We start from the raw sequence: 25250 nt of genomic DNA on the forward strand, positions 1-25250 counted from the left end.
CGTTGGTTGGTTACCGGTTACCAGGTGTGCGTGACGGTGACGGGGTCCGACGAGGTGTACAGCTCCCCTACCGCACGCACTTCGAACCGCGCCGCAGCCTCGCCCTGCTCAGGCTGGAGGCCGGTCAGGAAGGAGGCCCGCTGACCGGTGGCGCCGAGGAAGCGCCGGGTGCCGTCGGGCAGCAGCCGGTGCAGGGAGTAGTGCCGTACCGCGCCGGGGGCGGCGTCCCAGGCGAGGCGCAGACTGCCGCCGTCGGCCGCGGTGATCTGTGCGGCGGCGGGCGCCGCCGGAGTGCTCGGCGCCTCGCGTACGGCGATGCCGCCGAGCCGCCACCGGACGGGCCCCGCGGTCGCGGTGAGGCGGACACCGAGGGCGTGGACGGTGCCGGAGAGGCCGGTGAGCGGGACGGTCGCGGTCGACCAGCCGTCGCCCGCGTCCAGCGGCAGATAGGTGTACGGCGGCGCCGTACCGGCGCTGCCCGGCTCGGCGGTGGCCACGGCGAGTTCAATGTCCACGCTTCCGGCGTCGGTCCGGTACGTCAGCTCGACGACCGTCTCTGCCGTGATCGGCAGCTGGGTCGCGTACAGGTCCAGGACGACGGGCTGGTCCAGCGCGCCGTCGACGAGCACGCTGCTGCCGCCCCGCCAGGCGTCCGCGAAGTCGAAGGTCACGGCCGGCCGGGTGCCCGCCGTCCGCACCGCCCAGCGCCGCGACGGCAGCCGGTCCTGCAGCCCTAGGTGGTTCCAGGCCGCGTCCGAGGTGACCACGCCGTCCTCGTACCAGCGCAGTCCGTGCCCGGTGTTGAAGACGCTCGCGAACGGCACCGCCGACACCGTCGACCGGTCCGCCACCCACACGGCGGGCGCCCGCCAGGGATCCGTGGTGTCGGGCCGGGACGGGTCGAGTGACCGCCCGGTCCAGAACCGGTCGTCGGCGGCGTGGAAGTCGCCAGGGGTACGGCTCGCGGGCAGGTGGTTGCGGGTCCACTCGGGCCGGTAGAAGCCGACGGACGTGACGTGCGCGGAGCTGCTGGGCACCATCGCGTCCCAGTTCACGGAGGTGCTGGAGCCGTTGGACTCGACGTCGACCCCGGCCCACAACTCATAGCGGCTACGGCCCAGTTGCACCGCCTTCGTGCCCGAGGAGGCGAGGGTCGAGGCGCTCCAGCGGAAGTCCACGAACATGTCGTCGGCGGCCTGGAAGAACGACTGGTTCTGGCTGTTCAGCGCCCCCTGCCAGCTGACCGTGCCGTTGACGGTCATCGCGTCGTACCAGGTGATCCGCTGTCCGCGGGCCGCCGCGAGGGACCCCAGCTCGGTGACGAAGCCGAGCATGGCGGTGCCGAGGGCGGTGTTGCCGCCGCCGGTCTCGGCGTTCACGAACCAGCCGTCGAAGCCGTAGGCGGCGGCCAGGGCGACGAGCTGGGCGGCGAGGGGGTAGTGCCCGGTGGTGTCCGTCTGGACCAGGTCGCGGGTCCACTGGAGCTGGCCGCCGTAGGCGGTGGGCGGCAGGAAGATGTTGCCGAGGACGGGCACGCCGTGCCGGTGGGCCGCGTCGACGATCGGCGCGTTCGGGGCGAGGATCAGCCCCTCCCCCGCCGAGCCGCCCCAGAAGACCAGCTCGTCGAGGTACGCCCAGTGGGTGAGGGCGTAGTAGTCGGCGGTGGCGGAGCCCTGGGAGGGGTTACTGGACGTCGGTCCGAAGGACACCAGCGACTGGACGCGGGCCTGTCCGGAGCGGGCGGTGGTGTTGGCGGGGGTCGGGGTGAAGCGGGCGGCGAGCGGCACGGAGGCCGTGTTGAAGGCCAGGTCGGGGTCGCCGGCCGCCGTCCAGGTCTTCAGACTGCGCCAGGTGATACCGGTGCCCGGACTGCCGGAGGGGAAAGAGTCCGGGTAGAAGTACGACGCGTGGGGCGGGGTGGCCGTGGCGGCGGCCGCGGCGGCCTTCGGGGTGGCGGCCAGGGCGGGGGTGGGTAAGAAGGCCGCCGTGGTGGCGGCGATGAGGACGGTGCGTCTGCTGGGGTTCACGAGCGGGTGCCTCCTTGTGGGGTGGGGAGAACCTGGTCGGGTGTGACGACTTCGGTGATGCCGCGCGCGGTGAGATGGTCGTGGTCGGCCGTGCGGGTGTCGAGGACGGTGGTGGGGCGGGCGCCGTCGGCGGCGAGCCGGAACCAGGCGTCGAAGACGGGTCCGCCGGGCGCGCACCGGGAGCGCAGCGCCGGTGCGGAGGGCACGACGAGCGCCGTGGAGCGCGGCGCGGCCGCCTTGGACTCGGCCGCCGCGAGCACGTGGGCGATGTCCTTGGGCTTGCGGTCGTTGGTCAACAGGCCGAGTCCGTATTCGAGTTCGGGGAAGTCGGCGAGGTTCCGGCTGACGTCGTGGGAGCACCACCAGGTGATGCCCCACAGGTCGGGGCAGTCCAGTACGGCGTCGATCGTCGCCTCGGCGAAGGCGGCCGCGTGCTCGGCGGGGATCAGCGGCGCGGGCGCGCCCACCTCCTGGAGCCAGACGGGCCGGTGCGCGTCCTCGGCCCAGGCCTTGCTCAACTCGACGAGGTACGCGGCATGTTGTTCGGTCTGCGGGGCGGTGCGGCCGTGCCGCTGCGCGGTGCCGTTGAACACCCAGGAGTGGACGGCGGTGACGTCTCCGAGGCGGGCCGAGTGGGCGGGGGTGAAGGGCTGGTCGTCCTGGTACCAGGCGGCGTCGTAGGAGGCGTGCAGGTGCAGCCCGCCGGGGGCCGCCTCGGCGCAGGCGGCCAGCAGCCGTCCGAGCCACTGTTCGGCCTCCGCCTCGCTGATCCGGTCCGGATCGGGGTGCGGTCCCGCGGCGAACTGGTTGACCTCGTTGCCGATGGTCATCCCGATGAAGTTGGGCCGGTCCGCGAGGGCCGCGGCGAGGGTGCGCAGATAGGCGGCCTCGCCCTCGACGACCTGCGGGTCGGTGAAGAGGTTGCGCCGGTGCCAGGTGCGGGTCCAGGCGGGCAGGAAGTCGAAACTGCTCAGGTGCCCCTGCAGACCGTCGACGTTGACGTCCAGGCCGCGTTCGGCGGCCGCGTCGGCGAGGGCGAGGAGCTGCTCGACGGCCCGGGGGCGGATCAGGGTGCGGTCGGGCTGGAAGTAGGGCCACAGCGGGAAGACCCTGATGTGGTCCAGGCCGAGCGCTGCGACCGAGTCGAGGTCGGCGCGCACCGAGTCGAGGTCGAAGTCGAGCCAGTGGTGGAACCACCCTTCGCTGGGGGTGTAGTTGACGCCGAAGCGCACGGCCTCAGGCATGCGGTCTCCTTGCGGGAACGGGGTGTTCAGCCTTTGACGGCGCCTTCGCCGACCCCGCGGAAGAAGTACCGCTGGAGGCAGGCGAACAGGGCGATGAGCGGGGCCACGGCGATCACGGTGCCGGCGGCGACGAGGCGTTCGTCGTTCGCGAAGGTGCCGTGCAGGTAGTTGAGGCCGATGGTGAGGGTGAACCTGGAGGGGTCGCTCAGCACGATGAGCGGCCACAGGAAGTCGTCCCAGGCGCCCATGAAGGCGAAGATCGCGACCACGGCGAGAGTGCCCCTGACCGACGGCAGGGCGATCCGCAGGAACCGCTGCCAGGCGTTGGCGCCGTCGACGTAGGCCGCCTCCTCGATCTCGTAGGGCACGTTGAGGAAGGCGTTGCGCATCAGCAGCACGTTCATCGCGCCGATCGAGCCGGGCAGGACGACGCCGATCAGGGTGTTGTTGAGGCCGAGTTCGCGCATGGTGGTGAACTGGGCGATGATGATGCCCTCCACCGGCACCAGCATCGCGAGGATGAACACGAGGGTGGCGACCCGGCGGCCGCGGTAGCGCAGCCGGGCCAGCGCGTACCCGGCGAGTGCCGAGCCGACGCAGTTGGTCACCACGCTCGCGCCCGCGACCTTCAGCGAGTTGAGGGCGTAGTCCCAGACGGGGATGGTGTCGGCGACCCGCCGGTAGTTGTGCAGGGTGGGGTGTTCCGGCAGGAAGCTCGGCGGCGAGCTGAAGACGTCCTCGGTCGGGCCCTTGAGCGAGGTGGACAGCTGCCACAGGAACGGGCCGACGGTGATCGCGAGGACCAGCAGCAACAGGGCGTAGCGCAGCACCAGTTCGCCGACGCGGATGCGGCGCCCGTGCTCGTCGGCGATCCGCGGCTCCTGGGTGGCACGCACGGGCGGGGCGGTGCTCACGGGCGCTCCCTGCGGTCGGCGCGCAGCACGAGGAGCATCAGCGCGACGGTGACGACGAAGACGACGACGGAGAGCGCGGAGGCGTAGCCGACCCGGCCGGTCAGACCGGTGCCGGTCTGCTGGACGAGCATCACGAGGGTGGTGTCCTCGCCGGCCGGGCCGCCGTCCGGGCCGGCCAGCAGGTAGACCTCGGAGAACGTCTTGAAGGCGGCGACCGAGGAGAGCGCGGCGACCAGGATCATCGTGGAGCGTACGGCGGGCACGGTGACGGTGAGGAAGCGCCGGACCGTTCCGGCGCCGTCCACGGCGGCGGCCTCGTGCAGCTCGCGCGGCACGCCGGCGAGGGCCGCCAGGTAGATGATCATGTAGTAGCCGAGGCCCTTCCAGACCGTGACCGCCATCGCGCTCAGCAGGAGCAGCCACTGGTCGCTGAGGAAGCCGACCCGGCCGATCCCGACCGTCTCCAGCAGGGAGTTGACCAGGCCCCGCTCGTCCAGGAGCCACACCCAGATGAGCCCGACCACGACGATCGAGGCGACCACCGGGGTGTAGAAGGCGGACCGGAAGAAGGTGATGCCGGGGATGTTCTTCTGCACCAGCAGGGCGAGCAGCAGCGGCAGGACGACGAGGGCGGGTACGACTCCGGCGATGTAGAGGGTGCTGTTGCGCAGGCCGGTCCAGAACATGTCGTCGTGGACCAGTTCGCGGAAGTTGGCGAGGCCGACGAAGTGCCCGGGGATCAGGGTGCGCCGGTCGGTGAACGAGTCGACGATCGTGGAGACGAACGGGTACAGCACGAAGGCACCGACGACCAGCAGCCCGGGGGCGGCGAACAACCAGGGGCTGGTGGGCAGTTGGCGCCGCACGCGGGACACGCCGGCCATCGGTCCTCAGCCCTCCTGCCGCAGCAGCCGGTCGCACGCCCTGACAGCGTTGTCGAGGGCCGCCTTGGGACTCTGCCTGCCCTGCAGGGCCTTGGCGACCTCGTTGCGCAGCGCGGTCTTCATCTGGTCGCTGAACAGCACCGGGGTGTAGTTCACGGCGTTCTTCAGGGACTTGGCGGCGGCGATGCGCACCCGGGTCACGTCGGTGCCGTCCTCCCTGGTGAAGTACGGGTCGTCGAGGGAGCCGGCCGTGCTCGGGAAGATGGCGACCTGCTTGGCGAACGACATCTGGTTCTGCGCGTCGGTCACGTAGTGCGCGAAGGCCACGGCGGCCGCGGTGTGCCTGGTCTTCGCGTTGACCATCACGCCCATCACGTACATGTTGACGTGCCCGGTGCTGGTGATCTGGTCGGTGATGCCGATGTTCCTGTACAGGCTGGGCGCCTGCTTCTTGAAGTTGTCGAGGTCGAGGGCGCTGCCGGGGTTCATGGCGACGGCGCCGGTGAGGAACTTCTTGCCGGTGGACTCGGGGGTGGCGGTCAGCGCCTGCGGGTCGAGCGCCTTCGCGTCGTACAACTCCTTGTACTTGGTGAGCAGTTCGACCCCCTTGGCGTCGTTGAAGGCGAAGCCGGTCCCGGCCTTGTCCATCAGCTCCACGCCGTAGCGCCCGAAGTCCTCGATGGTCGGGACGTTGGCGAGGGTGGCGACCTTGCCGTCGCTCTGCTTCGCCATCCTCAGGGCGTCGGCGAAGAGCTCGTCGTACGTCGTCGGCGGCTGGTCGGGATCGAGTCCGGCCTGTGTGAACAGCGTCTTGTTGTAGAAGAGCGGCCCGGTGTTCAGGTACCAGGGGAAGGCGTACGTGCCGCTCGTCCCCGGTATCCGGTGGCTGGCCCAGGCACCCGCCAGGTACTCGGGCCGGTACTTGGCCGCGGCCTTGTCGAGGTCGAGCGCGAGGCCCGCCTTGGCGAGCGGCGCCACCAGGTCCGGGGAGACGTTGACGACGTCGGGCAGGGTGCCGCCGGCCGCGTCCGCGCTGATCTTGTCGGCGTAGCCCTCGGCCGGCTGGTCGATCCACTTCACGTGGGTGCCCGGGTACTTCTTCTCGAAGTCCGCGACCAGGCCGTCGAAGTACGACTTGAAGTTCGCGCGCAGGTTCCAGGTCTGGAAGGTGATGTCGCCCTCGACCTTGCCCGAGGCATCGGTTAAACCGCCGTCGTCTGCGCCCGAACCGCAGGCGCTCAGCGGCAGGGCGAGGACGGCGGCAGTGGCGAGGGCGAAGGCTCTGCGGGAGATACGCATGGTCCGTTGCTCCTTTGCAGCGGGGTCGGCCGAAGGTGCCGGGCCAGACCTTGCACGCCGTTTTGGCACCGCGTCAATGGATTCGGCGGAGCTAAAGTCATTAGTGGCTCAAATCCCCTGCTCAGCAAGGTGTTACGAGCGTATTGCGGTCTATCACTAATACGCTTTAGGGTGTTTGGACTCAAGCGCATTAGCAGATCGCCGTCCCGACCGAATGAGGAACTGAGTTGGCGGAGAAACGCGTCCCCGCGCGGCGGCCGACGATGAAGGACGTCGCGCGCCGCGCCGGAGTCTCCGAGAGCGCGGTCTCCTTCGCGCTGAACGGCCGCCCGGGGGTCTCCGAGACGACCCGGGCGCGGGTGCACCGGGTCGCCGAGCAGCTCGGCTGGCGGCCCAGTACGGCCGCCCGCGCGCTGTCCGGCGAGGGCGCGGCCACGGTCGGCTTCGTCCTCGCCCGCCCCGCGCACTCCCTGGGCGTGGACTCCTTCTTCCTGCAACTGGTCTCGGGCATCCAGGAGGTGCTCGCCGAGCGCCATCTCGGCCTGCTCTTCCAGATGGCGGAGGACGTCGCCGACGAGTGCGCGGTGTACCGCCGCTGGTGGGCCGAGCACCGCGTCGACGGGATCCTGATGGTGGACCCGCGCGCCGACGACCCCCGCCCCGACCTCCTGGACGAACTCGGCCTGCCCGCCGTGGTGATCGGCGGTGCCCCCGACGACCGCCACCCCGGACTCTCCACGGTCTGGGCCGACGACGCGGCCGCGATGGCGTCGGTGGTGGACGAGCTGACCGGACTGGGTCACCGGCGCGTCGTCCACATCGCGGGGCTGCCCGGCCTCGCGCACACCCAGCGCCGGATCCGCGCCCTGCGCGCCGAGGCCGACCGGCGCGGCCTGGGCGAGGTCCACTCGGTGACCACCGACTACTCGGACGCGCAGGGCGCCGCCGTCACCCGCCGCGTCCTGCGCGCGACCCCGCCCCCGACGGCGCTGATCTACGACAACGACGTGATGGCGGTGGCCGGCGTAGCGGCGGCGGCGGAACTCGGCTACGCGGTCCCGGACCACGTCTCCGTCGTCTCCTGGGAGGACTCGGCCCTGTGCCGCATGGTCAAGCCCTGGCTCTCCGCGCTGTCCCGGGACAGCGCGGAGTTCGGCCGTACGGCGGCCCGGGAGCTCACGGCCCTGCTGGACGGCGGTGCGGCGCGGGCGGTGCGGGTGCCGGTGCCCCGGCTGACGGTCCGGGGCAGCACGGCAGCCGCCCGCGGGTGAGCGTTCCGCAGACCACGCGGTTCGTTCACCGCGGGCCGGTGGGGGCTGGTCGCGCCCACGCGGCGAAGCCGCATATCGGATACAGCCCCGCGCCCCTGTGGGGCGCGGTTCTCCACCAGCTCCGTTCAGAGCGACGATCGGAACAGCGCGAACTCCGCCCATCGCACCGTCCCGCGTGCCGCCGTGATCCGGATCCGCCAGTGGCGGGCCCGTACCGGCTCGGCGAGTCGCAGGATCCTGCTCGCGCCGATCGTCCCGGCCTCGGCCACCTGGGTCCAGGAGCCCGCCGTGTACGCCTCGATCACGGCCCCCTCCACCTGCTGCCCGTAGCGGATGTCCTCCGCCAGCCGGACCCGGTCCACCTCCAGTTCGCGGCCCAGATCGACGGTCACCCCGGCCGGCGTCACCGAGCGCCGCGCGCCGCGTGTCAGGTCCTCGGGCAGTTCCCGGTCCACCCGGTCACGGAACTCGCGCAGCCGGGTCACGTCCGTGGCGTGCAGGACACCGTCCGTGTCCGGTGGGACGTTGAGCAGCAGGACCGCGTTGCGGCCGACCGAGCCGAAGTAGATCTCGGTCAGTTCGTCGACGGATTTGGGCAGTTGGTCCGGGTGGTAGAACCAGCCGTCCCGGATCGACACGTCGCACTCGGCCGGCCACCACTGGAGGTAGTCGGTCTTCGGCCGGGCGGTGACCAGGGCGGCCCGGCTGCCCTCGTCGGCGGTGTCGTAGGACAGGGCCCAGTCCGTGCGGCCGTACTGGTTCTCCTTGACCGGGATGACGCTCCACTCGTCCTCGCGGGCCAGGCCGCCCTCGTTGCCGACCCAGCGCAGGTCGGGGCCGGTGACCGCGATCGCCGCGGCCGGGGCGAGGGTGCGGACCAGCGTGTACCAGCTGTCCCAGTCGTAGTCCTCCACCTTGTCCGGCGGGATGTGGCCCTGGGCGCCGTCGAACCAGACCTCGTCGACCGGGCCGTACTCGGTGAGCACCTCGTAGAGGGTGTTGAGCATGTGGGCGCCGTAGTCGGTGGCGTCGAGGGTGAGGAAGCGGTCGGGGCTGCGGTCGTCGCCGTCGACCAGGGTCGGGATGGTGCGCTCCCCGCGGGCGCTGCCGTTGGCGTAGACGCCGTGCAGGTACTGGTTCTCGTCGGCCGGGGAGAGGTAGACGCCGACCTTCAGGCCGTACCGGCGCATCGAGTCCGCGAAGGAGCGCAGCACGTCGCCGTGCCCGTCCCGCCAACTGCTCGACGCGACCGTGTGGTCGGTGTAGCGGGACGGGTAGAGGACGAAGCCGTCGTGGTGCTTGACGGTGAGGATGGCGAGCCGGAAGCCGCCGTCGCGCAGGGCGCGGGCCCACTGGTCGGTGTCGAGGCCGGCGGGCTGGAAGACGTCCGGGTCCTCGTCGCCGGTGCCCCACTCCAGACCGGTGAAGGTGTTGACGCCGAAGTGGAGGAAGGCGGTGCGTTCCAGGGCCTGCCAGCTGATCTGCCGTGCGGTGGGGCGGACCTGCGAGGCCTTGCGGACCAGGTCGGCCTCGGTGTCGGCGGGGTCGACCGGGATGCGGGACCGGTCGGTGTCCGTGGTGGCGGTGGCCGGGAGGGCCGGAAGTCCGGCCGTCATCGCCAGGGCCGCCGCCGAGGTGAGCAGGACGCGTCGGGAGAGATCCATGGGGGTGCTCCTCGGGTCAGGTGAGGTGCCAGAGGGCGGGGGTGTGCTGGTCGGGCGGATACTGGACCACTCGGCCGTCGTCCGTCACGGTCAGCGCCATCCGGGTGATCGCGTCGAACAGGTGGTAACCGTCCGCCGCGGGCTCCAACTCCCACCGCTGCACGGTGTTCTGGCTGTCGCACGGCTCCCAGGTCGCCTGCACGCCGGGCTGGAGCGGGGCGTTGAGGGTGAGCTTGCCGCCACGTATCTCCAGGCAGCCGTCGGTGCCGCGCAGGGTCGCGTAGCCGTCGGGAGTGCGAAGGACGTCCGCCCGGAACGACACTCCGTCCGCCCGGAAGGTGTACGTCCCGTCCGGGACCGGCACCTTCGTCAGGTCCCGCACGCCCGGTGCGGGTCCGACGGCCGTGCCGCGCGCGGTGAACTCCGCGTAGGTGGCGTCGGGATGCGGGTCGCCCCAGGTGGCCTGGGCGATGTGCCGCAGGGCGGGCCACAGTTCGGTGGCGACCTCGTTCTCGGTCTCGCCGCTGCCGTTGTCGGGCCAGAGGCTGATCTTCGCTCCGGTGATGCCGTCGGCGGAGGCGAGTTTCTCGCCCTCGAAGGAACGCGGGTCCCAACTCTGGTCGTACAGGGCCTCGGTGTCGCTGTGGAAGCCGCCGCGAACCAGGTAGAGGGAGTAGGAGGCGTTCATCACCGCATAGCCCTGGGCGATCAACCGGCTCGGTTTCACCGCCACGTCCAGCCAGTGCTCGACCGTGGTGCCGGCGGCCACGGGGACGGTGTTGGCACCGGTGAGGCCGTCGTTCCAGATGCGCAGCTGCCGGCCCTTGCCCGCCGCGTAGGCCTGGACCCGGTTGATGAAGTCCACGTAGGCGTCCTGCGGGGTGGCGTCCGGACCGTACTTCTGCCGCGCGAAGGCGAGCATCTGCGGGTACTTGGCGTAGTCGGAGCCGAGCATGTACTCGTCGGCGCCCATGTGCCAGGACTTCGCGGTGAAGACCTGGGCGTACTCGTCCATGAGGCTCGTGTAGTAGTCGAAGGCGGCCTGCTGGGTGACGTCGAGCCGGGCGGGCTGCTTGTTGCCGTCGGAGTCCGTCAGTTGCAGGTCGGGGCGGTTCTCGATCCAGGGGTCCATGTGGCCCGGGGAGTTGATCTCCGGGATGATCTCGACGTGGTAGCGGTCGCCGAGGGCGACCAGCCGGCGTATCTCGTCCTTGGTGTAGTAGCCCCAGGTGTTGGCCTCGGGATGGACGTCGCTCTTCACCTTCAGCTCCAGGAGCAGCTGGTTGAGCTTGTGGTACGCCATCTCGCGGACCAGGTTCTCCAGCCAGGGCAGGGAGACGTGGATGTAGCAGGCGCAGACGCCGACACCCCGCTCGCGGTAGCGCGGTACGTCGGTGGTGTGCCCGGCGGGGATCCGGTCGCCCTGGGCGAGCAGCTGGAGGAGGGTACGGGTGCCGTAGAAGGCGCCGGTCCCGGTCGCGCCGGTGATCGACAGCCGTCGGCCGGAGGTGAGTTGATAGCCCTCGGCGCCCAGCGCGGGCGCGGCCGAGGGGCGGACGTCGATGACGATGTCGCCGGGGCGGGAGGCGCCCGTGGTGACCGGGACCACGCCGTGTCCGGCCGCCCGGAGATCGTCGGCGAGGGTGTCGGCGACCCTGCGCCCGGCCGCGTCGTCCGCGACCAGGCGCGTCCCGGCGCCGAACGCGTAACTCCCCTGTTCCGGCGTCCAGTCGGCCAGCGCGGGCACGGTGACCGGTGTGACCGGGCGGCGCTGCTGCGCCACCGCCGAGGTCGGGGCCGCCAGCAGGGTCAGCGCCGCCGCGGCCCCGAGGAGCCGCACGAGTCTCTTCCTGGTCTCAGGCATGCCATTCCACCTTGAACACCCAGGCGTGCCGTCCCGCCCGGCGGGCCGCCGCGGGCACGTCGATCACCAGGGCTCCGTCGGCGGTGGTCCAGGTCAGCGGCCGGTCGTGGCCGAGCATGGTCACCCGGTCGCCGGTGCGGACCGGCACCGGGGCCTCGACGGTGAGCCTGGCGCCGGGCTCGGTCAGGGAGTGGATGTAGAAGGCCTCGTCCGTGCGGACCGTGAAGCGCAGGTCGTCGCCGAGCTGGGGCATCCGCGACCAGTACGTGGTGCCGTAGACCGCCTCGCCGTTGACGGCGAGCCAGGCACCCGTCTCGCGCAGCCGGGTCTGCATGACCTGCGGGATGGTGCCGTCGGCGCGCGGGCCGATGTCGAGCAGGAAGTTGCCGTTCTTGGAGACGATGTCGACGAGGCTGTGCACGACCTCCTCGGTGGTCATGTAGGCGTCGTCCGGGGTCTCCCGGTTGTAGCCGTAACTGCGGGGGTCGAGGCCGCGGCTGGCCTCCCACTTGGCGACGACGGTGTCGGCGTACGTCGTGTACTCGGGCGTGGTGTAGTCGTGGAAGCCGATGCCCGAGCGGTCGTTGACGGTCACGTCGATCGGACGGGCGCGGTTCTTGGCGTGGTTGAAGTACTCGGCGAGGACATGGACGCTGTCGTTGTCACCGCCGATGTCGCACCAGATGATCTCCGGGTCGTAGCCGTGGATCAGTTCGAGCAGCTGCGGGGCCTGGTAGTCCCGTACGAAGTCCTTGCCCGCGGTGTAGCCGGTGTACGGCAGCGGATCCAGGGTGTAGGGGTTGCGCGGGGCGTGGCCCATCCAGGGGCTGTCCGGGTTGAACCACTCGGGCATGGAGAAGTAGAGGCCGCGGTGGAGTTCGGGGGTGTACCGCCGGGACGCCTCGAACAGCTCCTTGACCAGGTCCCGTTTCGGGCCGAGCCGGACGGCGTTGCGGTCGGAGACCTTGGTGTCCCACAGGGCGAAGCCCTCGTGGTGCTTGGAGGTCAGGACGTGGTACTGGGCACCGGCGTCCCGGAACAGCTCCACCCAGGCACGCGGGTCGAACTTCTCGGCGGTGAAACGCGGGATGAAGTCGTCGTAGGCGAAGTCCGCGCCGTAGGTGTCCCGGTGGTGGGCGTACGTCGGGTTGTTCGGGTCCTGCATCTGGTCCCAGTACCACTCGGCGTACTGCACCCCGACCGGCGCCCAGGCCGGCACCGAGTAGACGCCCCAGTGGATGAAGATGCCGAACTTGGCGTCGTTGAACCAGTAGGGCGCCCGGTGGCCGGCCAACGAGGTCTCGGTGGGCTGGTAGTCGGCGGTGCCGAGTGTCAACGTTGCGTGGCTGGCGGCGACTTGAGTGCCCCGGCCGCGCACGCTCACCGTGCCGTCCCGCGCGGTGCCGGGCGCGGTGCCCGTGCGGCTGCGGATGCCGACGCGGACGCGTGCCTGTTCGCCGGGGTCGAGGCGGCGGATGCGGGCCGGCTGCACCGTGCGGGCGCCGGGGACGTCGACGCGTACGGACACGTGGTCGCCCGCCAGGATCGTGACGGTGCCCGCGTTGACGACGGTGGCCTCGACGCTCTGCGCGCCGGTTTCGTCGAGCAGGGAGTGGGTGGACCGGGCCTCGCGCAGGGCCAGCGCCCGTCCCTGGGCGACGGGCTGGAGGGAGAGCGCGAAGACGTGCAGGGCGGTCCTGCCCGCCTCGGCCGGGCCGGTGACCGGCAGGGTGAGGGCGACGGCCTCGCGTTGCGGGTCGAGCCACACCTCGCAGGTGCCGATGCCGACGCTGTGCGCGTCCTTGCCGCCGTCCGGCTGGTAGCGGTACGGCGCCGACAGCGGTCCGCCCACCGCGTACCAGTCGCCGCCGCTCAGCCCGGCGGTGCTGGTCGTGCCGTCGGCGTAGTGGACGGTGGCCGTGCCGGCGGCGTTGCCGTAGCTGCCGGAGGTGAGGAAGACGGCCGACAGGTAGCGGCCCCGGGGAAGGTCGACGCGCTGGCCGAGCGCGACAACGTTGTTCCTGGCGCCCGCCGTCGCCGCCGGGAAGTCGAAGGGGATGCCGTCGACCACGATCCGGCCGGCCGGGAGTTCCTCGCCCGGGAACGTGTAGCCGGAGCCGTCGAAGTCACCGCCCCGGGCGGCGGCGGTGTCGATGCCGTCGTTGTCGTAGAGGGAGTCGAGCGGCACCGGAACCGGGTCGGGGACGGGCACCCAGGGCGACGCGGCCTGCTCGTCGGCGGTCCGGGCATCCGCCGGTTCCCCGGCCTGTTCGGCGGCACCGGCCTCGGCCGGTGCGGCGAGGGGCAGGGCCGCCGCCGCGGCGGCCCCCGCCGCGACCCCCAGGACCTGACGTCTTGGATACGGAGACATGCTCATTGCGCGGCTCCATTCATCGGATGTCTGATGATCGAGCGGGCTCGGAGACCTGTCAATGGGGCACGCTCAGACGGGAGTTGAGTCAGTCGTCGGATGACCTGCGAGAAGAGCGCCGACCTCGGCGACCGGCCCGCGGCACACCCGGCCGACGGCTCCGGGAGCGGATGCTCTCGACGCGGAGCCCGCGGCCGGGCAGAGTGCCCTTTCGTACCGACGAGTAAGCCGCTTTTCCGCACCCCGAGGAGTGCCCGTGACCAACTGGGCCGGCCGGACCGCCACCGAGATCGCCGCCGCCGTACGCGAGAAGCGGGTCACCCCCCGGGAGGTGGTCGCCGCGCACCTGGAGCGGATCGCCCGGCTGGACGGGCGGATAGGCGCCTTCCGCACGGTCCGGGCGGACGCGGCGCTGGCGGAGGCGGACGAGGTCGCGGCCCGCGCCGGCCTCGCCGGACTCCCGCTCGCCGGGGTGCCGTTGGCGGTGAAGGACAACCTGCCGGTACGCGGCGAGGCGCACCTGGACGGTTCGGCCGCGATGCCGGACACGCCCGCCGACGCGGACCATGTCACCGTGGCACGGCTGCGGGCGGCGGGCGCGGTGGTCGTCGGGCTGACGAACGTGCCCGAACTGTGCGTCTTCGGCACCACCGAGGGGATCCACGGCATCACCCGCAATCCCTGGGACACCCGGCGCAGCGCGGGCGGCTCCTCGGGCGGCAGCGCGGCCGCGGTCGCCGCCGGGCTGGCGCCGATCGCCCTCGGCAACGACGGCATGGGCTCGCTCCGCATCCCGGCGGCCAACTGCGGCCTGGTCACCATCAAGCCCGGATTCGGGGTCGTCCCGGCCGGGATCGGCAACGGCGACTGGTTCGGCATGTCGGAGAACGGGCCGCTGGCGACCACCGTGGCCGACGCCCGGCTGATGCTCTCGGTACTGGCGGAGAAGGAGTTCGAGAGCGCCGGACCGGGCACCCCGCGGAAGATCGCCGTCTCGCTGCGCAGCCCGCTGGTCGGGGTGACCGTCAGCAGACCGTATACGAACGCGGCGAAGGAGGCGGCGGAGCTGCTGGCGGGCAGCGGGCACGAGCTGCGGCGCGCGGACCCGCCGTACCCGGCCTCGATCGGGGTCACCGCGCTCCGGCACTGGACCGCCGGGACGGCGGTGGACGCGGCCGGTCTGGACCCCGCCCGGCTGACCCGGCGGACCCGGGTGCACGCGGCCATCGGGCGCCGCTTCCTGCACGGGGTGCAGACCGGCGACGCGCGCGAGCGGCTGCGCGCCCGGCTCGCCCCGTTCTTCGCCGAGTACGACGTGCTGCTCACCCCGGCGCTGGCCCGCCACGCCCCGGAGGCGGCCCCCTGGCACGAGCGGGGCTGGCTGCGCAACGCCGTGGCCGGTTCCCACTACTCACCGCTGACCCCGGCCTGGAACCTCACCGGCTGGCCGGCGATGTCGGTCCCGTTCGGCACCCTGCCCTCGGGCGCACCCTGCGCCGTACAGCTGGTGGGCCGGCCGGGCTCGGAGACGGTCCTGCTGGAGGTGGCCCGGCAACTGGAGGAACTGCGCCCGTGGCAGCGGACGGCGCCACTCGACTCCTAGGACGGTGGCGGCGGTCTTTTCGTGGCGGGTGGCCTCCTGCGAGGCGTCGGGGCCCCCACGGTGGCTCCTCTGATCACATGGGCGTGAGTCTCGCACGCCCATGCGCGTCGAACGATCGCGACGGGACCGACCGGTCGGTCAGTCCACGCTGGGCAGGATGTGGGGCTCGGCCAGATCCTCCTCGTAACCCGCGAGGCGGATCGGGGCGGACCGGGCCCACACGTCCAGGCTGCCGAGCTGTCCGGGCCGACTGCCCGCGCGCTCCGTGCGTTCCTTGGGGCGCTGCTCGCGATTCGTCTTCTCAGGTGTCACCGCGCACTCCTTTTGTGTCGGTCACCCTCGGGGCGTACCGGACAGCCTGCGGTCCGGTGCTTGGCGCCCGCTTGGGTCTGGGTTAAGGCCAGTTCGGACGCGGTGGCGCCGGTAACTCACAAGAGAGCAGGCCGTTGTCGACCGGCTTGCCCCGGGACGGACCGTGGGTGTGGGTGGGACCCCTTGTTGCTGTCCGTCCCCTACAGATTAACCAAATGAGCAGGGGTCCGCTCGATAGGGACTGCAAACAAGGTGTAACTATCGCAAGTCTTTGCGCACTTCGATGACCGGCAAATGCACCTGTTCGTTACATTATTCCCCGTTTATGCCCCATCCGCTCGACCTCTTCATGCGAACGCGTCTTCGAATACACGGGCCGCCGCTCCCTTCACAGGCTGTGCAGTTCAGGTGGCGTTGGCCGGGTCGAAAACTCCGCATGATCCGATGGCCCAGGACAACGGCTGTCTCGCGGAAGGACTGACGCATGGAGTTGCGCAGCGTCGAGGAGCTGATGGATCTGCTGTACGCCTGCCGGCACCAGCGCGCACTGCGCACCGCGGCACTGCTGCGCCGCGGCCGCCCCGCCGACAAGGAGCTCCAGGTGGCGGGTCTGGTGCGCGGCATCCAGGGACTGCCGGACCCGGCCGGCGGCCCCGCGCACGCGGTGCGCCACCTGCTCGGGGAACGCGTCTACCACCTCGTCCGCGGGGACGGCGCCGCCACCGAGGACGACGTACTGCGACTGCGCCAGGCCGACGAGGAGAGCCGCACCGCGGGCTTCGACGCGGGCGTCCTGGAGGACTGGCGGACCGTGCTGGAACTGGTCGCCGCCCGCAACTCCCGTCTGGGGGCTGTCGACTGACGTTCCGTCATGAGACGGTACGGCGATGACGTCAACGCACGGGCTGCCGTACGGCCTCCGCGGCCGGGCGGCCGTCGTCACCGGCGGCACCCGCGGGATCGGGCGCGCGGTCGCCGCGGCGCTCGCGGCGGCGGGCGCGCTGGTGTGCGTGAGCGCGCGCGACGCGGCCGAGGTGCGGCGTACGGCCGCGGAGCTCGGCGGGGTCGGCCTGGCCGGCAGCGTCGCCGAGCCGGAGCACGCCCGGGAGCTGACCCGGCTGGCGCTGAGCGAGTTCGGACGGCTGGACATCCTCGTCAACAACGCGGCGACCAACCGCCCGTACGGCCCGCTGATGGACGCGGACCTCGGCCTGTGGCGGGAGGCGTTCACGGTCAACGTGGAGGCTCCGCTGCGGCTGACGCAGTGCGCGTGGCGCGGCTGGATGCGGGAGCACGGCGGCTCGGTGGTCAACATCTGCACGGAGGGCGCGGCCCATGTCGGCCCCGACGTGGGCGCGTACGGCACCAGCAAGGCCGCGCTCCTGCACCTGACCGAGCAGCTGGCGGGCGAACTGGCACCCCGGGTCCGGGTCAACTCGGTCTCACCGGGTCTGGTGCGCACGGAGATGGCCCGCTTCATGTGGGAGCCACGGGAGGACGAGATCGCCGCCGGCCTGCCGCTCGGGAGGATCGGGGAGCCGGAGGACGTGGCGGAGGCGGTGCTGTGGCTGGCCTCGGACGCGGCACGCTGGGTGACCGGAGCGGACCTGGTGGTGGACGGCGGCACCCGGGTACGAGCGGCCCACCTGCCCACCTGAAGGGGCGCGCACGGCCACCCGGGGCCCGCACCCGCCCCCGGTCAGGCGGGGCTCACCACTTGCCGGGCGCGTAGTCCTTCAGGAAGACGCCGTAGACGTCCTCGCCCTGCTCGCCGAGCACGATCGGGTCGTAGACGCGGGCCGCGCCGTCGATCAGGTCGAGGGGGGCGTGGAAGCCCTCCTCGGCCAGCCGCAGCTTGTCGAAGTGCGGGCGTTCGTCGGTGATCCATCCCGTGTCGACCGAGGTCATGAGGATGCCATCGGTCTGGAACAGCTCCACCGCGCTGGTCCGCGTGACCATGTTCATGGCCGCCTTGGCCGCGTTGGTGTTGGGGTGTCCGGCGCCCTTGTAGCCGCGGCCGAAGACGCCCTCCATCGCCGACACGTTCACGACGTACGACCGGCCGCGCGCCGCCTGCTTCGCGGCCGCGGCCATCGCCGGCCGGAGCGCGCTGATCAGGATGAACGGCGACGTGTAGTTGCAGAGCTGGGTCTCCAGGAGCTCCACCGGGGAGATCTGGTCGATGGTCTGCACCCAGGTGTTGGTGTCGACGACGTCCGGGACCAGACCGCCCGCGTCGATGGCGGTGCCGTCGAGGTGCCGGGCCACGCTGGCGTTGCCCGCGACCAGCGCGAGGTCGGCGACCTGCTGGGCGTCCAGGCCGCTGGTGCCGAGGGGCAGCGCGGCGAGGCCGTCGACGGCGCCCGAGTTGAAGGCGCCGATGACCTGGTGGGCGGGGAGCTCACCGGCGGGCAGCGGGGCGCTCTCGCCCTCGACCAGCGCCGCGTACGCGGCGGGCAGCCGGCGGACGGTCTGGGTCGCGTTGTTGACCAGGATGTCCAGCGGGCCGGCCGCGCTGACCTGCTCCGCCAGGGCGACGGCCTGTGCCGGGTCGCGCAGGTCGATGCCGACGACCTCCAGGCGGTGGATCCAGTCCGCCGAGTCCTCCATCGCCTTGAAGCGGCGGATGGCGTCCTTCGGGAAGCGCGTGGTGATCGTGGTGTGCGCGCCGTCGCGCAGCAGCCGCAGCGCGATGTACATGCCGATCTTGGCACGGCCGCCCGTGAGCAGGGCGCGCTTGCCGGTCAGGTCGGCGCGGGCGTCACGCTTGGCGCGGTTCAGCCGGGCGCAGTCCGGACAGAGCTGGTGGTAGAAGTAGTCGACCTCGACATAGCGGGTCTTGCAGGTGTAGCAGGAGCGCGGGCGCTGGAGTATCCCCGCGACCCTGCCCTCCTCGGTCCGGGACGAGGGCAGCAGGCCCTCGGTCTCGTCGTCGATGCGCTCGGCGGAGCCGGTCGCGGTGGCCTCGGTGACCGCCTTGTCGTGGGCGGTCTTGGCGGCCCGGCGCTCCTGGCGGCGGCGCTGCTTCACCGTGCGGTAGATGCCGGCGGTGGCCCGGCGCACCGCGATGGCGTCGGGGTGGTCGACGTCCAGTTCGTCCAGCTCCGCGAGCACGCCGAGGCAGACGGCGAGCCGCTCGGGGGCGATGCCGGGTCCGTGGACCAAGGCCTCCACCGCGTCCTCGGCCGTCGAGCCGTCCTGTGTCACCGTCATCGCGCTGCCGCTTCCCTGGTCCACCAGCGGCGCTCCGTCTCACGCCCGCCTTCGAAGGGGGAATTTTACGGAGCGCCGGCCCCGGGGACCAAACCCGCCCGAATGACGGATCCCGCCGGCCACCGGGCGGTCACCGTGTCGTCACGGATCGCAGACCGAGATCAGTGAGTCCACCTCGTCGGTGACCGCGCGGGCGAGTACGTCCAGGTCGGGGACCGCGGTCGCGTCGGCGACGAGGCCGTAGTGGACGTGGTTGCGGTAGGTGGAGATGGCGACGGCCAGGGACTGGCCGGGGGCGAGCGGGGCCAGCGGGTAGACGGCGGTGAGCGGGTGGCCGCCGAGGCGCAGGCCGATGCCGGGCAGCGGGACGCTGGTGACCAGGATGTCGAACCAGAGCCGGGCGGCCTGGCCGACGAGCGGCCCGCCGAGCCGGTGCCCGAGCGCGGGCACGTGGTCGGCGAGCAGGGCGACGGCACCGGCGCCCCGGTTGGGGCCGGCGTCCTTGTTGCGGACCATCGCCGTGCGGACGCGGTCGAGTCGGGCGAGCGGGTCCGGGTTGTCGACCGGGAGCCGTATCAGGTACCCGGAGAGCCGGTTGCCCTGTGGGGTCGCGGTGCGCGGGCGGCGCTTGGAGACCGGGATCAGGGCGCGCGGGGCGACGCCCTCGGTGCCGTCGCCGCGCGCGTCCAGCCAGCGGCGCAGGGCGCCGGCGACGACGGCGATCAGGACGTCGTTGACGGTGCCGCCGACGGCCTTGCGGACCCGGTGCACGTCGTCGATGTCGAGGTCGACGCCGGCGATGCTCCGGGTGCCGGTGGGCTCGGACGTCAGCGCGGCCGAGGAGCTCACCCCGAGGGCGGACAGGGCGACCGAGGCGCCGATGTCGAGGGCCCGGCCCACGTCCGCGAGGGCGCCGCGCACCAGCTCCGGCAGCCTGCGCACGTCGGGCAGCGCCGGCAGCGCACGCGGCGGCTCGATGGAGCGGGGGGCGCGGACCGGCAGGTCCAGCGGGTCCATGACACCGGCCGCGAGCTTGAGGGCGCGCAGCCCGTCGGCGAGGGCGTGGTGGAACTTGAACAGCACCGCGAAGGACACCCCGTCCTCGCCGGGCAGCACGTGCGCCTCCCACGGCGGCCGGCCGCGCTCCAGCGGACGCTCCATCAGCCGCCCCGCCACGCTCTGGAAGTCCGCGGTCGGGGCGTGCAGCCTGACGTGGTTGAGGGGGTCGAAGTCCGGGTCGGTCTCGCGGGCGGCGCCGCCGAACGCGAGCGGCTGCCAGACGTCCCGGATCCGCATGCGCAGTCCGGGCACGGCGGCGGCCCGGGCCGCGAGGAGGTCGGCGGCGTGCGCGCCGGCGGTCGGCGAGTGCGCCGAGAACACGCCGAGCGCGCCGAGGTGCATCGGGTGCTGGTCGGACTCGATGTTCCAGAACGCCAGGTCGAGAGGAGCGAGCAGGTCAGCAGTCTCAGTCATCTAAGGGGGTGCCTCGCGTCGACGGAGGGTGGATCAGCAGTCAAACGCCGACTCATGATTACGGTCAAGTACGATCACGCTACGCTCAGTTAACAGCAGATTAAGTCCCGCCCCCTCCGAAAGAGGCGGGACTCCTGCGACACCTGAGGTCACTTCAGCGCCGGTGGCCCCGCCTCGGGTGACGTACCCCACTCTGACGGGTGCGAGCCGACCGTGAACGCCAGCGACCGCAGGGAGCGCAGCGCACCGGTCGTCAGATAGGTACGGCGGTAGTCCGATCCGTCGGTCCGGGCCGACTGCACGTACCGGCGCGCGGCCGAGGTGCCCGGCGCGGTCACCGTGAACCCGCCGCTCGGCCAGAAACGGCGGTCCAGGCGCACCTCGGCCCGGTCGAAGACCGGCGTCGACAGGCCCCAGGTGCCGTAGCCGGGCTGCACCGGGAAGAGGCCGAGGGACGACAGGACGTTCCAGGCGGACATGGTGCCGAGGTCGTCGTTGCCGGTCATCCCGGTCGGCCCGTCGGTGAACAGGGTGAGCGCCGCGTGCACCACGTCGGTGGTCTTCCAGGGCTGGCCGGTGGAGAGGTAGGTGTACGGGGCGATCAGGTCGGGCTCGTTCATGGGGTTGTAGACGGCCGCGTTGTAGTAGGCGTACGCGTTGCCGTGCACCCAGACCTGGCGCGCGGTCCTCGCGGGGTCGGCGAGCAGCCTGTCGTAGGCGAAGAACGAGTCGAGCCGGGCGTTGGCGGCGCGCTCGCCGCCGATCAGGGAGATCACCCCGGGCAGGTCCTGCGGGACGAGCCACTGGTACTGCCAGGCGGTGCCCTCGTGGAAGCCGATGCCGCGGGCCGGGTCGGGGTCGCCGGTGAAGGCGCCGGCGGCGTCGCGGGCCCGGAAGAAGCCGGTGGAGGGGTCGAAGACGTTGCGGTAGTTCTGCGCTCGGGCGGCATAGCGGGCCGCGTCCGCGCCGTGGCCGAGGTCCCGGGCCATCTGCCCGAGCATCGCGTCGGACAGGGCGTACTCCAGGGTGACGGAGGCGCCGTGGTCGTAGTCGGAGTCGCCCACCTTGGTGTGCGGGCGGCCCTTGAGGTACGGCGCGAAGCCGTCGGCGAGGTACTCGGCGTTGGCCTCGCGGCCGACCCCGGCGTTGGCGGCCGGCGGCACGCCGTCGGCGTTCCTCCTCAGCACCCGGTAGGCCCGCTCCTCGTACCCCTTGAGCAGGCCCATCTGGTAGGCGGTGGTCAGGAACGGGGTGACCGGGTCGCCGGTCATGATGTTCGTCTCGACCGGGCCGTAGCCCCACTTGGGCAGCCAGCCGCCGTCCTCGTCGATCCTCAGCACCGACAGCGCCATGTCCCGGGCCTCGCGCGGGGCGAGCAGGGCGAGCGCCTGGGCCTGGGTGCGGTAGGTGTCCCAGAGGGACCAGTTCTGGTAGTAGGTGAACCCCTGCGCGCGATGGATCCGGCGGTCCCAGCCGGCGTAGCGGCCGTCGGCGTCCCCGCCGACGTTGGGCGCGAGGAAGGTGCGGTACAGCGACGAGTAGAAGGTACGGCGCAGGGTCGGGGAGCCGCCCTGGACGCGGACGCCGGCCAGCCGCCGCTCCCAGGCGTCCCGGGCCTGCCGTCGTACCGCGTCGAACGAACGGCCGCCCTCGGCCCGCAGGTTGACCTCGGCGCCCCGCGCGTCCACGTACGACAGGGCGGTGGTCGCCTCGACCGTACGGTCCCGGGTGGTGTCGAAGCGGACGTAGGCGCCGTCGGCTCCGGCTCGGGAGCCGGGGGTGAGGGCGGTGCCGTTCCAGGTGCCGTACGCGGCGAAGGGGCGGCTGAAGCGGGTGACCGTGTAGACGGTGTAGGGGGCGGAGTCGCGGCAGAAGCCGTGGCCGGTGATCCGGGTGCGGACGGTGCGGTCGTCCAGGATCTCGACATCGCTGCTGACCGGCTTGTGCAGCGCCTGGTGGGCGTTGAGCAGGACGTTGGCCTTGCCGGTGGCCGGGAAGGTGTAGCGCTGGACGCCGGTGCGGGCGGTCGCGGTCAGCTCGGCCGTCACACCCGAGTCGAGGCCGACGCGGTAGTAGCCGGGGCTCGCCGCCTCGTCGGCGTGCCGGAACCCGGCGGCGTACCGGGCGTAGTCCGTGCGCGTGACGTCCCCGGTGGTGGGCAGCACGGGCAGGTCGCCGCCGATGGCGCAGCCGACGCCGGAGAGGTGGACCAGGGAGAAGCCGCGGATCCGGTGCTGGGAGTAGTCGTAGCCGGTGCTGTGCCCGGTGTCCGGGGAGAACTGCACCATGCCGAAGGGCACGGCCGCGCCGGGGAACGTGTTGCCGTCGTCCTGGCTGCCGATGAAGGGGTTCACCAGGTCGGCGAGGTGGCCGTCGGTCGCTTCGGCGGCTCCCGCGGCGGGGGCCGTGAACAGCGCGGACGCTGTCAGTGCTCCGGCGAGGCACAGCCGTGTGCGCCGGAGAGCCATGGTGGTATGTGACACACCACTGGTCCCTCTCATGTCGGATGACCTCCGAATTTCGACATTGCTGTCTGCATCGTGAGGGGAGAGGACCGCAAATTCCGGCAAATGAGGGTTATTCACTCGCAGCGCGTCGCGCCCGAGTTGAAGCGCGCCCGAGGGTCAGGAGACCAGCTGCCCCTTGCCGAGGCCGATGACCCCGCCCTTGGAGACGGTGTACAGCTCCGCGTCCCGGTCCGGGTTGACGCCTATCGTCGCGCCCGGCGGGACCTCGACGTTCTTGTCCAGGACCGCACCGCGCACCACCGCGCCCCGGCCCACCACGACGTTGTCGTGCAGCACCGACCCCTGGACCACCGCGCCCGGGTCGACCCGCACGCCCGGTGACAGCACGGACCGGGTGACCTGGCCCCGGATCAGGCAGCCGGCGCTGATGATGGACTCGCTCGCCATGCCGCCCGCGTTGAAGCGGGCCGGGGAGAGCTGGTACGAGTGCGTGTAGATGGGCCAGCTGCGGTTGAAGAGGTTGAAGGCGGGCCGCTCGGCGATCAGGTCCATGTGGGCGTCGTAGTACGCGTCGAGGGTGCCGACGTCCCGCCAGTAGCCGCGGTCGCGGCTGGTCTCGCCGGGGACGTGGTTGGTGCCGAAGTCGTAGAGCTGGGCCTCGCCGCGGGCGGTGAGCTGGGGCAGGATCGAGCCGCCCATGTCGTGCACGGACTCCTCGTCCTCGGCGTCCCGGTGCAGGGCCTCCACCAGGGTCTTGGTGGTGAAGATGTAGTTGCCCATGGAGGCGAAGACGCAGTCCGGGGCGTCCGGCAGGCCCGGCGGGTCGGCGGGCTTCTCCAGGAAGGTCTCTATCGTCTGTCCGTCCGAGCCCGGAGTGATCACACCGAACGCCGAGGACTCCGCGCGCGGGATGCGGATACCGGCGACCGTGACACCGGCGCCGCCCTCGATGTGCTGCTGGAGCATCTGCCGCGGGTCCATGCGGTAGACGTGGTCGGCGCCGAACACCGCGACGTAGTCGGGCTGTTCGTCGTGGACCAGGTTGAGGGACTGCAGGATGGCGTCGGCGCTGCCCAGGTACCAGCGCGGGCCGAGCCGCTGCTGTGCCGGGACCGGCGTCACGTAGTTGCCCAGCAGGCTGGACATCCGCCAGGTGGTGGTGATGTGCCGGTCCAGCGAGTGCGACTTGTACTGGGTCAGCACGCAGATGCGCAGCACGTCCGCGTTGACCAGGTTGGACAGCACGAAGTCGACCAGGCGGTAGGTACCGCCGAAGGTGACCGCTGGTTTGGCCCGGTCCGCGGTCAGCGGCATCAGGCGTTTGCCCTCCCCGCCGGCCAGTACGAGACCGAGTACCGAAGGTCCACCACGACGCATGGCCGCTCCCCTCACCCTGGTGCTCCATGCCTGCCCTGGGAGCACTCCCGCTAAGCCTGCACCGCGATCACGTCGAACAGGCGGCATGCTCGTTACGCCTGTCGTTACGCCTGTTTGAGGATCTCCTCGTAGAGCCGGACCGTGCGCCGGGCCACCGCGTCCCAGCCGAACTCCCCCACGGCCCGCTCCCGTCCGGCCTCGCCCATCCGCCGGGCCGTCTCCGGGTCGCCGACGACGGCGTCCAGCGCCCGCGTCAGGCCCCCCTCGAAGTCGTCGTCCAGGTCGACCAGCAGGCCCGTCCTGCCGTCCTCGACGACCTCGGGGATACCGCCGACCCGGGACGCCACCACGGGCGTGCCGCAGGCCATCGCCTCCAGGTTGACGATGCCGAGCGGTTCGTAGACCGAGGGGCAGGCGAAGACGGCGGCACGGGTGAGGAGTTGGATGACGTCGGCGCGGGGCAGCATCTGCGGGATCCAGTGCACGCCCTCGCGGACCCGGCTCAGCTCCTCGAAGAGGTCGCGGAACTCCCGGTCGATCTCGGGAGTGTCGGGCGCCCCCGCGCAGAGCACGACCTGCGCCGCCGGGTCGATGTCCCGTACCGCGCGCAGCAGATGGGGCACGCCCTTCTGGCGGGTGATACGGCCGACGAACAGCACGTACGGGCGGCCCGGGTCGATACCGATCCGGGCGAGGACGTCGGTGCCGTGGTCCGGTCGGTAGAGCGTGGTGTCGATGCCGTTGTGCACGACGTGCACCTTCGCCGGGTCCAGGGCGGGGTAGCAGCCGAGGATGTCCTCGCGCATGGCCCCGGAGACGGCGACCACCGCGTCGGCGGCCTCGATCGCGCTGCGCTCGGCCCAGCTCGACAGGGCGTAGCCGCCTCCGAGTTGCTCGGCCTTCCAGGGGCGCAGCGGCTCCAGCGAGTGCGCGGTCACCACGTGCGGGACCCCGTACAGCATCTTGGCGACATGGCCGGCGAGGTTGGCGTACCAGGTGTGGGAGTGGACGAGCTCACGCCCTTCGAGACCGGCGGCCATGGCCAGGTCCACGGAGAAGGTGCGCAGCGCGTCGTTGGCGGTGTCCAGCGCGGACCAGGGGCGGTGCCGGACGACGCCGACCCCGCGGCCCTCGCCCCAGCAGTGCACCTCCAGGTCCACCAGGGGCCGCAACTCACGGGCGAGGAACTCCACGTGAACACCCGCGCCGCCGTAGACGTCCGGGGGGTACTCCCGGGTCAGCAGTCCGACTCGCACCCGCAACCCC

The 25250-nt window shown here is 71.9% G+C and carries 18 protein-coding genes; 4 read left to right on the forward strand and 14 right to left on the reverse strand.

Features of this window, described 5'->3' with window-relative positions:
- Positions 1–17: 17 nt before the first annotated feature.
- Genes IEZ11_RS37320 through IEZ11_RS37340 form a run of 5 tightly spaced genes read right to left on the reverse strand, consistent with a single transcriptional unit; the run spans position 18 to position 6368 of the window.
- Complete coding sequence (locus IEZ11_RS37320) at positions 18–2027, reverse strand: endo-beta-N-acetylglucosaminidase (RefSeq protein ID WP_189267447.1); 2010 nt, start codon at positions 2025–2027, stop codon at positions 18–20.
- Positions 2024–3271, reverse strand: a complete 1248-nt coding sequence (locus tag IEZ11_RS37325) for a glycoside hydrolase 5 family protein (protein ID WP_229713602.1) — start codon at positions 3269–3271, stop codon at positions 2024–2026. The genes IEZ11_RS37320 and IEZ11_RS37325 overlap by 4 nt, the downstream gene beginning before the upstream one ends.
- A 26-nt stretch (positions 3272–3297) precedes the next feature.
- Entirely contained in the window at positions 3298–4185 is an 888-nt protein-coding gene (locus IEZ11_RS37330; protein ID WP_189267448.1) for a carbohydrate ABC transporter permease, read from the reverse strand.
- A complete protein-coding gene (locus tag IEZ11_RS37335; protein ID WP_189267449.1) occupies positions 4182–5069 on the reverse strand; it encodes a carbohydrate ABC transporter permease in 888 nt (295 codons plus the stop codon). The genes IEZ11_RS37330 and IEZ11_RS37335 overlap by 4 nt, the downstream gene beginning before the upstream one ends.
- Before the next feature lie 6 nt (positions 5070–5075).
- Positions 5076–6368 (reverse strand): ABC transporter substrate-binding protein, encoded by a 1293-nt coding sequence (locus IEZ11_RS37340; protein ID WP_189267450.1) that lies wholly within the window; start codon positions 6366–6368, stop codon positions 5076–5078.
- Between the two features lie 263 nt (positions 6369–6631).
- Between IEZ11_RS37340 and IEZ11_RS37345 the strand changes: the two genes are divergently transcribed.
- Positions 6632–7639 (forward strand): LacI family DNA-binding transcriptional regulator, encoded by a 1008-nt coding sequence (locus IEZ11_RS37345; RefSeq protein WP_189267579.1) that lies wholly within the window; start codon positions 6632–6634, stop codon positions 7637–7639.
- Between the two features lie 125 nt (positions 7640–7764).
- On the opposite strand, the gene IEZ11_RS37350 is transcribed toward IEZ11_RS37345, so the two are convergent.
- The 3 genes from IEZ11_RS37350 to IEZ11_RS37360 are packed head-to-tail and all read right to left on the reverse strand — an operon-like array spanning position 7765 to position 13538.
- Positions 7765–9303 (reverse strand): alpha-L-fucosidase, encoded by a 1539-nt coding sequence (locus tag IEZ11_RS37350; RefSeq protein WP_189267451.1) that lies wholly within the window; start codon positions 9301–9303, stop codon positions 7765–7767.
- Between the two features lie 16 nt (positions 9304–9319).
- The gene (locus IEZ11_RS37355; protein ID WP_189267452.1) at positions 9320–11167 is read right to left on the reverse strand and encodes a glycoside hydrolase family 20 protein; all 1848 of its coding nucleotides are present in this window, start codon (positions 11165–11167) and stop codon (positions 9320–9322) included.
- Positions 11160–13538, reverse strand: coding sequence for an alpha-L-fucosidase (locus IEZ11_RS37360; protein WP_189267580.1), 2379 nt, complete (start codon positions 13536–13538; stop codon positions 11160–11162). Before IEZ11_RS37360 ends, IEZ11_RS37355 begins: the two co-directional genes overlap by 8 nt.
- 256 nt (positions 13539–13794) lie before the next feature.
- Between IEZ11_RS37360 and IEZ11_RS37365 the strand changes: the two genes are divergently transcribed.
- Complete coding sequence (locus IEZ11_RS37365) at positions 13795–15141, forward strand: amidase (RefSeq protein ID WP_189267453.1); 1347 nt, start codon at positions 13795–13797, stop codon at positions 15139–15141.
- A 138-nt stretch (positions 15142–15279) separates the two neighbouring features.
- Here the strand turns inward: IEZ11_RS37365 and IEZ11_RS37370 are convergent, their stop codons facing one another.
- The gene (locus IEZ11_RS37370; protein ID WP_189267454.1) at positions 15280–15453 is read right to left on the reverse strand and encodes a hypothetical protein; all 174 of its coding nucleotides are present in this window, start codon (positions 15451–15453) and stop codon (positions 15280–15282) included.
- Between the two features lie 484 nt (positions 15454–15937).
- Between IEZ11_RS37370 and IEZ11_RS37375 the strand changes: the two genes are divergently transcribed.
- Together IEZ11_RS37375 and IEZ11_RS37380 are read left to right on the forward strand one after the other, a co-directional pair.
- Complete coding sequence (locus tag IEZ11_RS37375) at positions 15938–16315, forward strand: hypothetical protein (protein WP_189267455.1); 378 nt, start codon at positions 15938–15940, stop codon at positions 16313–16315.
- Between the two features lie 25 nt (positions 16316–16340).
- Entirely contained in the window at positions 16341–17111 is a 771-nt protein-coding gene (locus IEZ11_RS37380; RefSeq protein ID WP_189267456.1) for an SDR family oxidoreductase, read from the forward strand.
- Between the two features lie 52 nt (positions 17112–17163).
- Here the strand turns inward: IEZ11_RS37380 and IEZ11_RS37385 are convergent, their stop codons facing one another.
- From IEZ11_RS37385 to glgA, 5 genes are all read right to left on the reverse strand, one after another.
- Positions 17164–18666 carry an SDR family NAD(P)-dependent oxidoreductase gene (locus IEZ11_RS37385; protein ID WP_189267581.1) on the reverse strand — a complete coding sequence of 501 codons (1503 nt, stop codon included), beginning with the start codon at positions 18664–18666 and terminating at the stop codon, positions 17164–17166.
- Between the two features lie 141 nt (positions 18667–18807).
- Entirely contained in the window at positions 18808–20139 is a 1332-nt protein-coding gene (locus IEZ11_RS37390) for a wax ester/triacylglycerol synthase family O-acyltransferase (RefSeq protein WP_189267457.1), read from the reverse strand.
- Positions 20140–20288: 149 nt separating this feature from the next.
- Positions 20289–22607 (reverse strand): GH92 family glycosyl hydrolase, encoded by a 2319-nt coding sequence (locus IEZ11_RS37395; protein ID WP_189267458.1) that lies wholly within the window; start codon positions 22605–22607, stop codon positions 20289–20291.
- Between the two features lie 156 nt (positions 22608–22763).
- Positions 22764–23984 carry a glucose-1-phosphate adenylyltransferase gene (gene glgC / locus IEZ11_RS37400; protein ID WP_189267459.1) on the reverse strand — a complete coding sequence of 407 codons (1221 nt, stop codon included), beginning with the start codon at positions 23982–23984 and terminating at the stop codon, positions 22764–22766.
- A gap of 104 nt (positions 23985–24088) precedes the next feature.
- Positions 24089–25240 (reverse strand): glycogen synthase, encoded by a 1152-nt coding sequence (gene glgA / locus IEZ11_RS37405; RefSeq protein ID WP_189267582.1) that lies wholly within the window; start codon positions 25238–25240, stop codon positions 24089–24091.
- Positions 25241–25250 lie beyond the last annotated feature (10 nt).

The sequence above is a fragment of the Streptomyces fuscichromogenes genome, from assembly GCF_014645815.1.
GTDB classification, from domain to species: domain Bacteria; phylum Actinomycetota; class Actinomycetes; order Streptomycetales; family Streptomycetaceae; genus Streptomyces; species Streptomyces fuscichromogenes.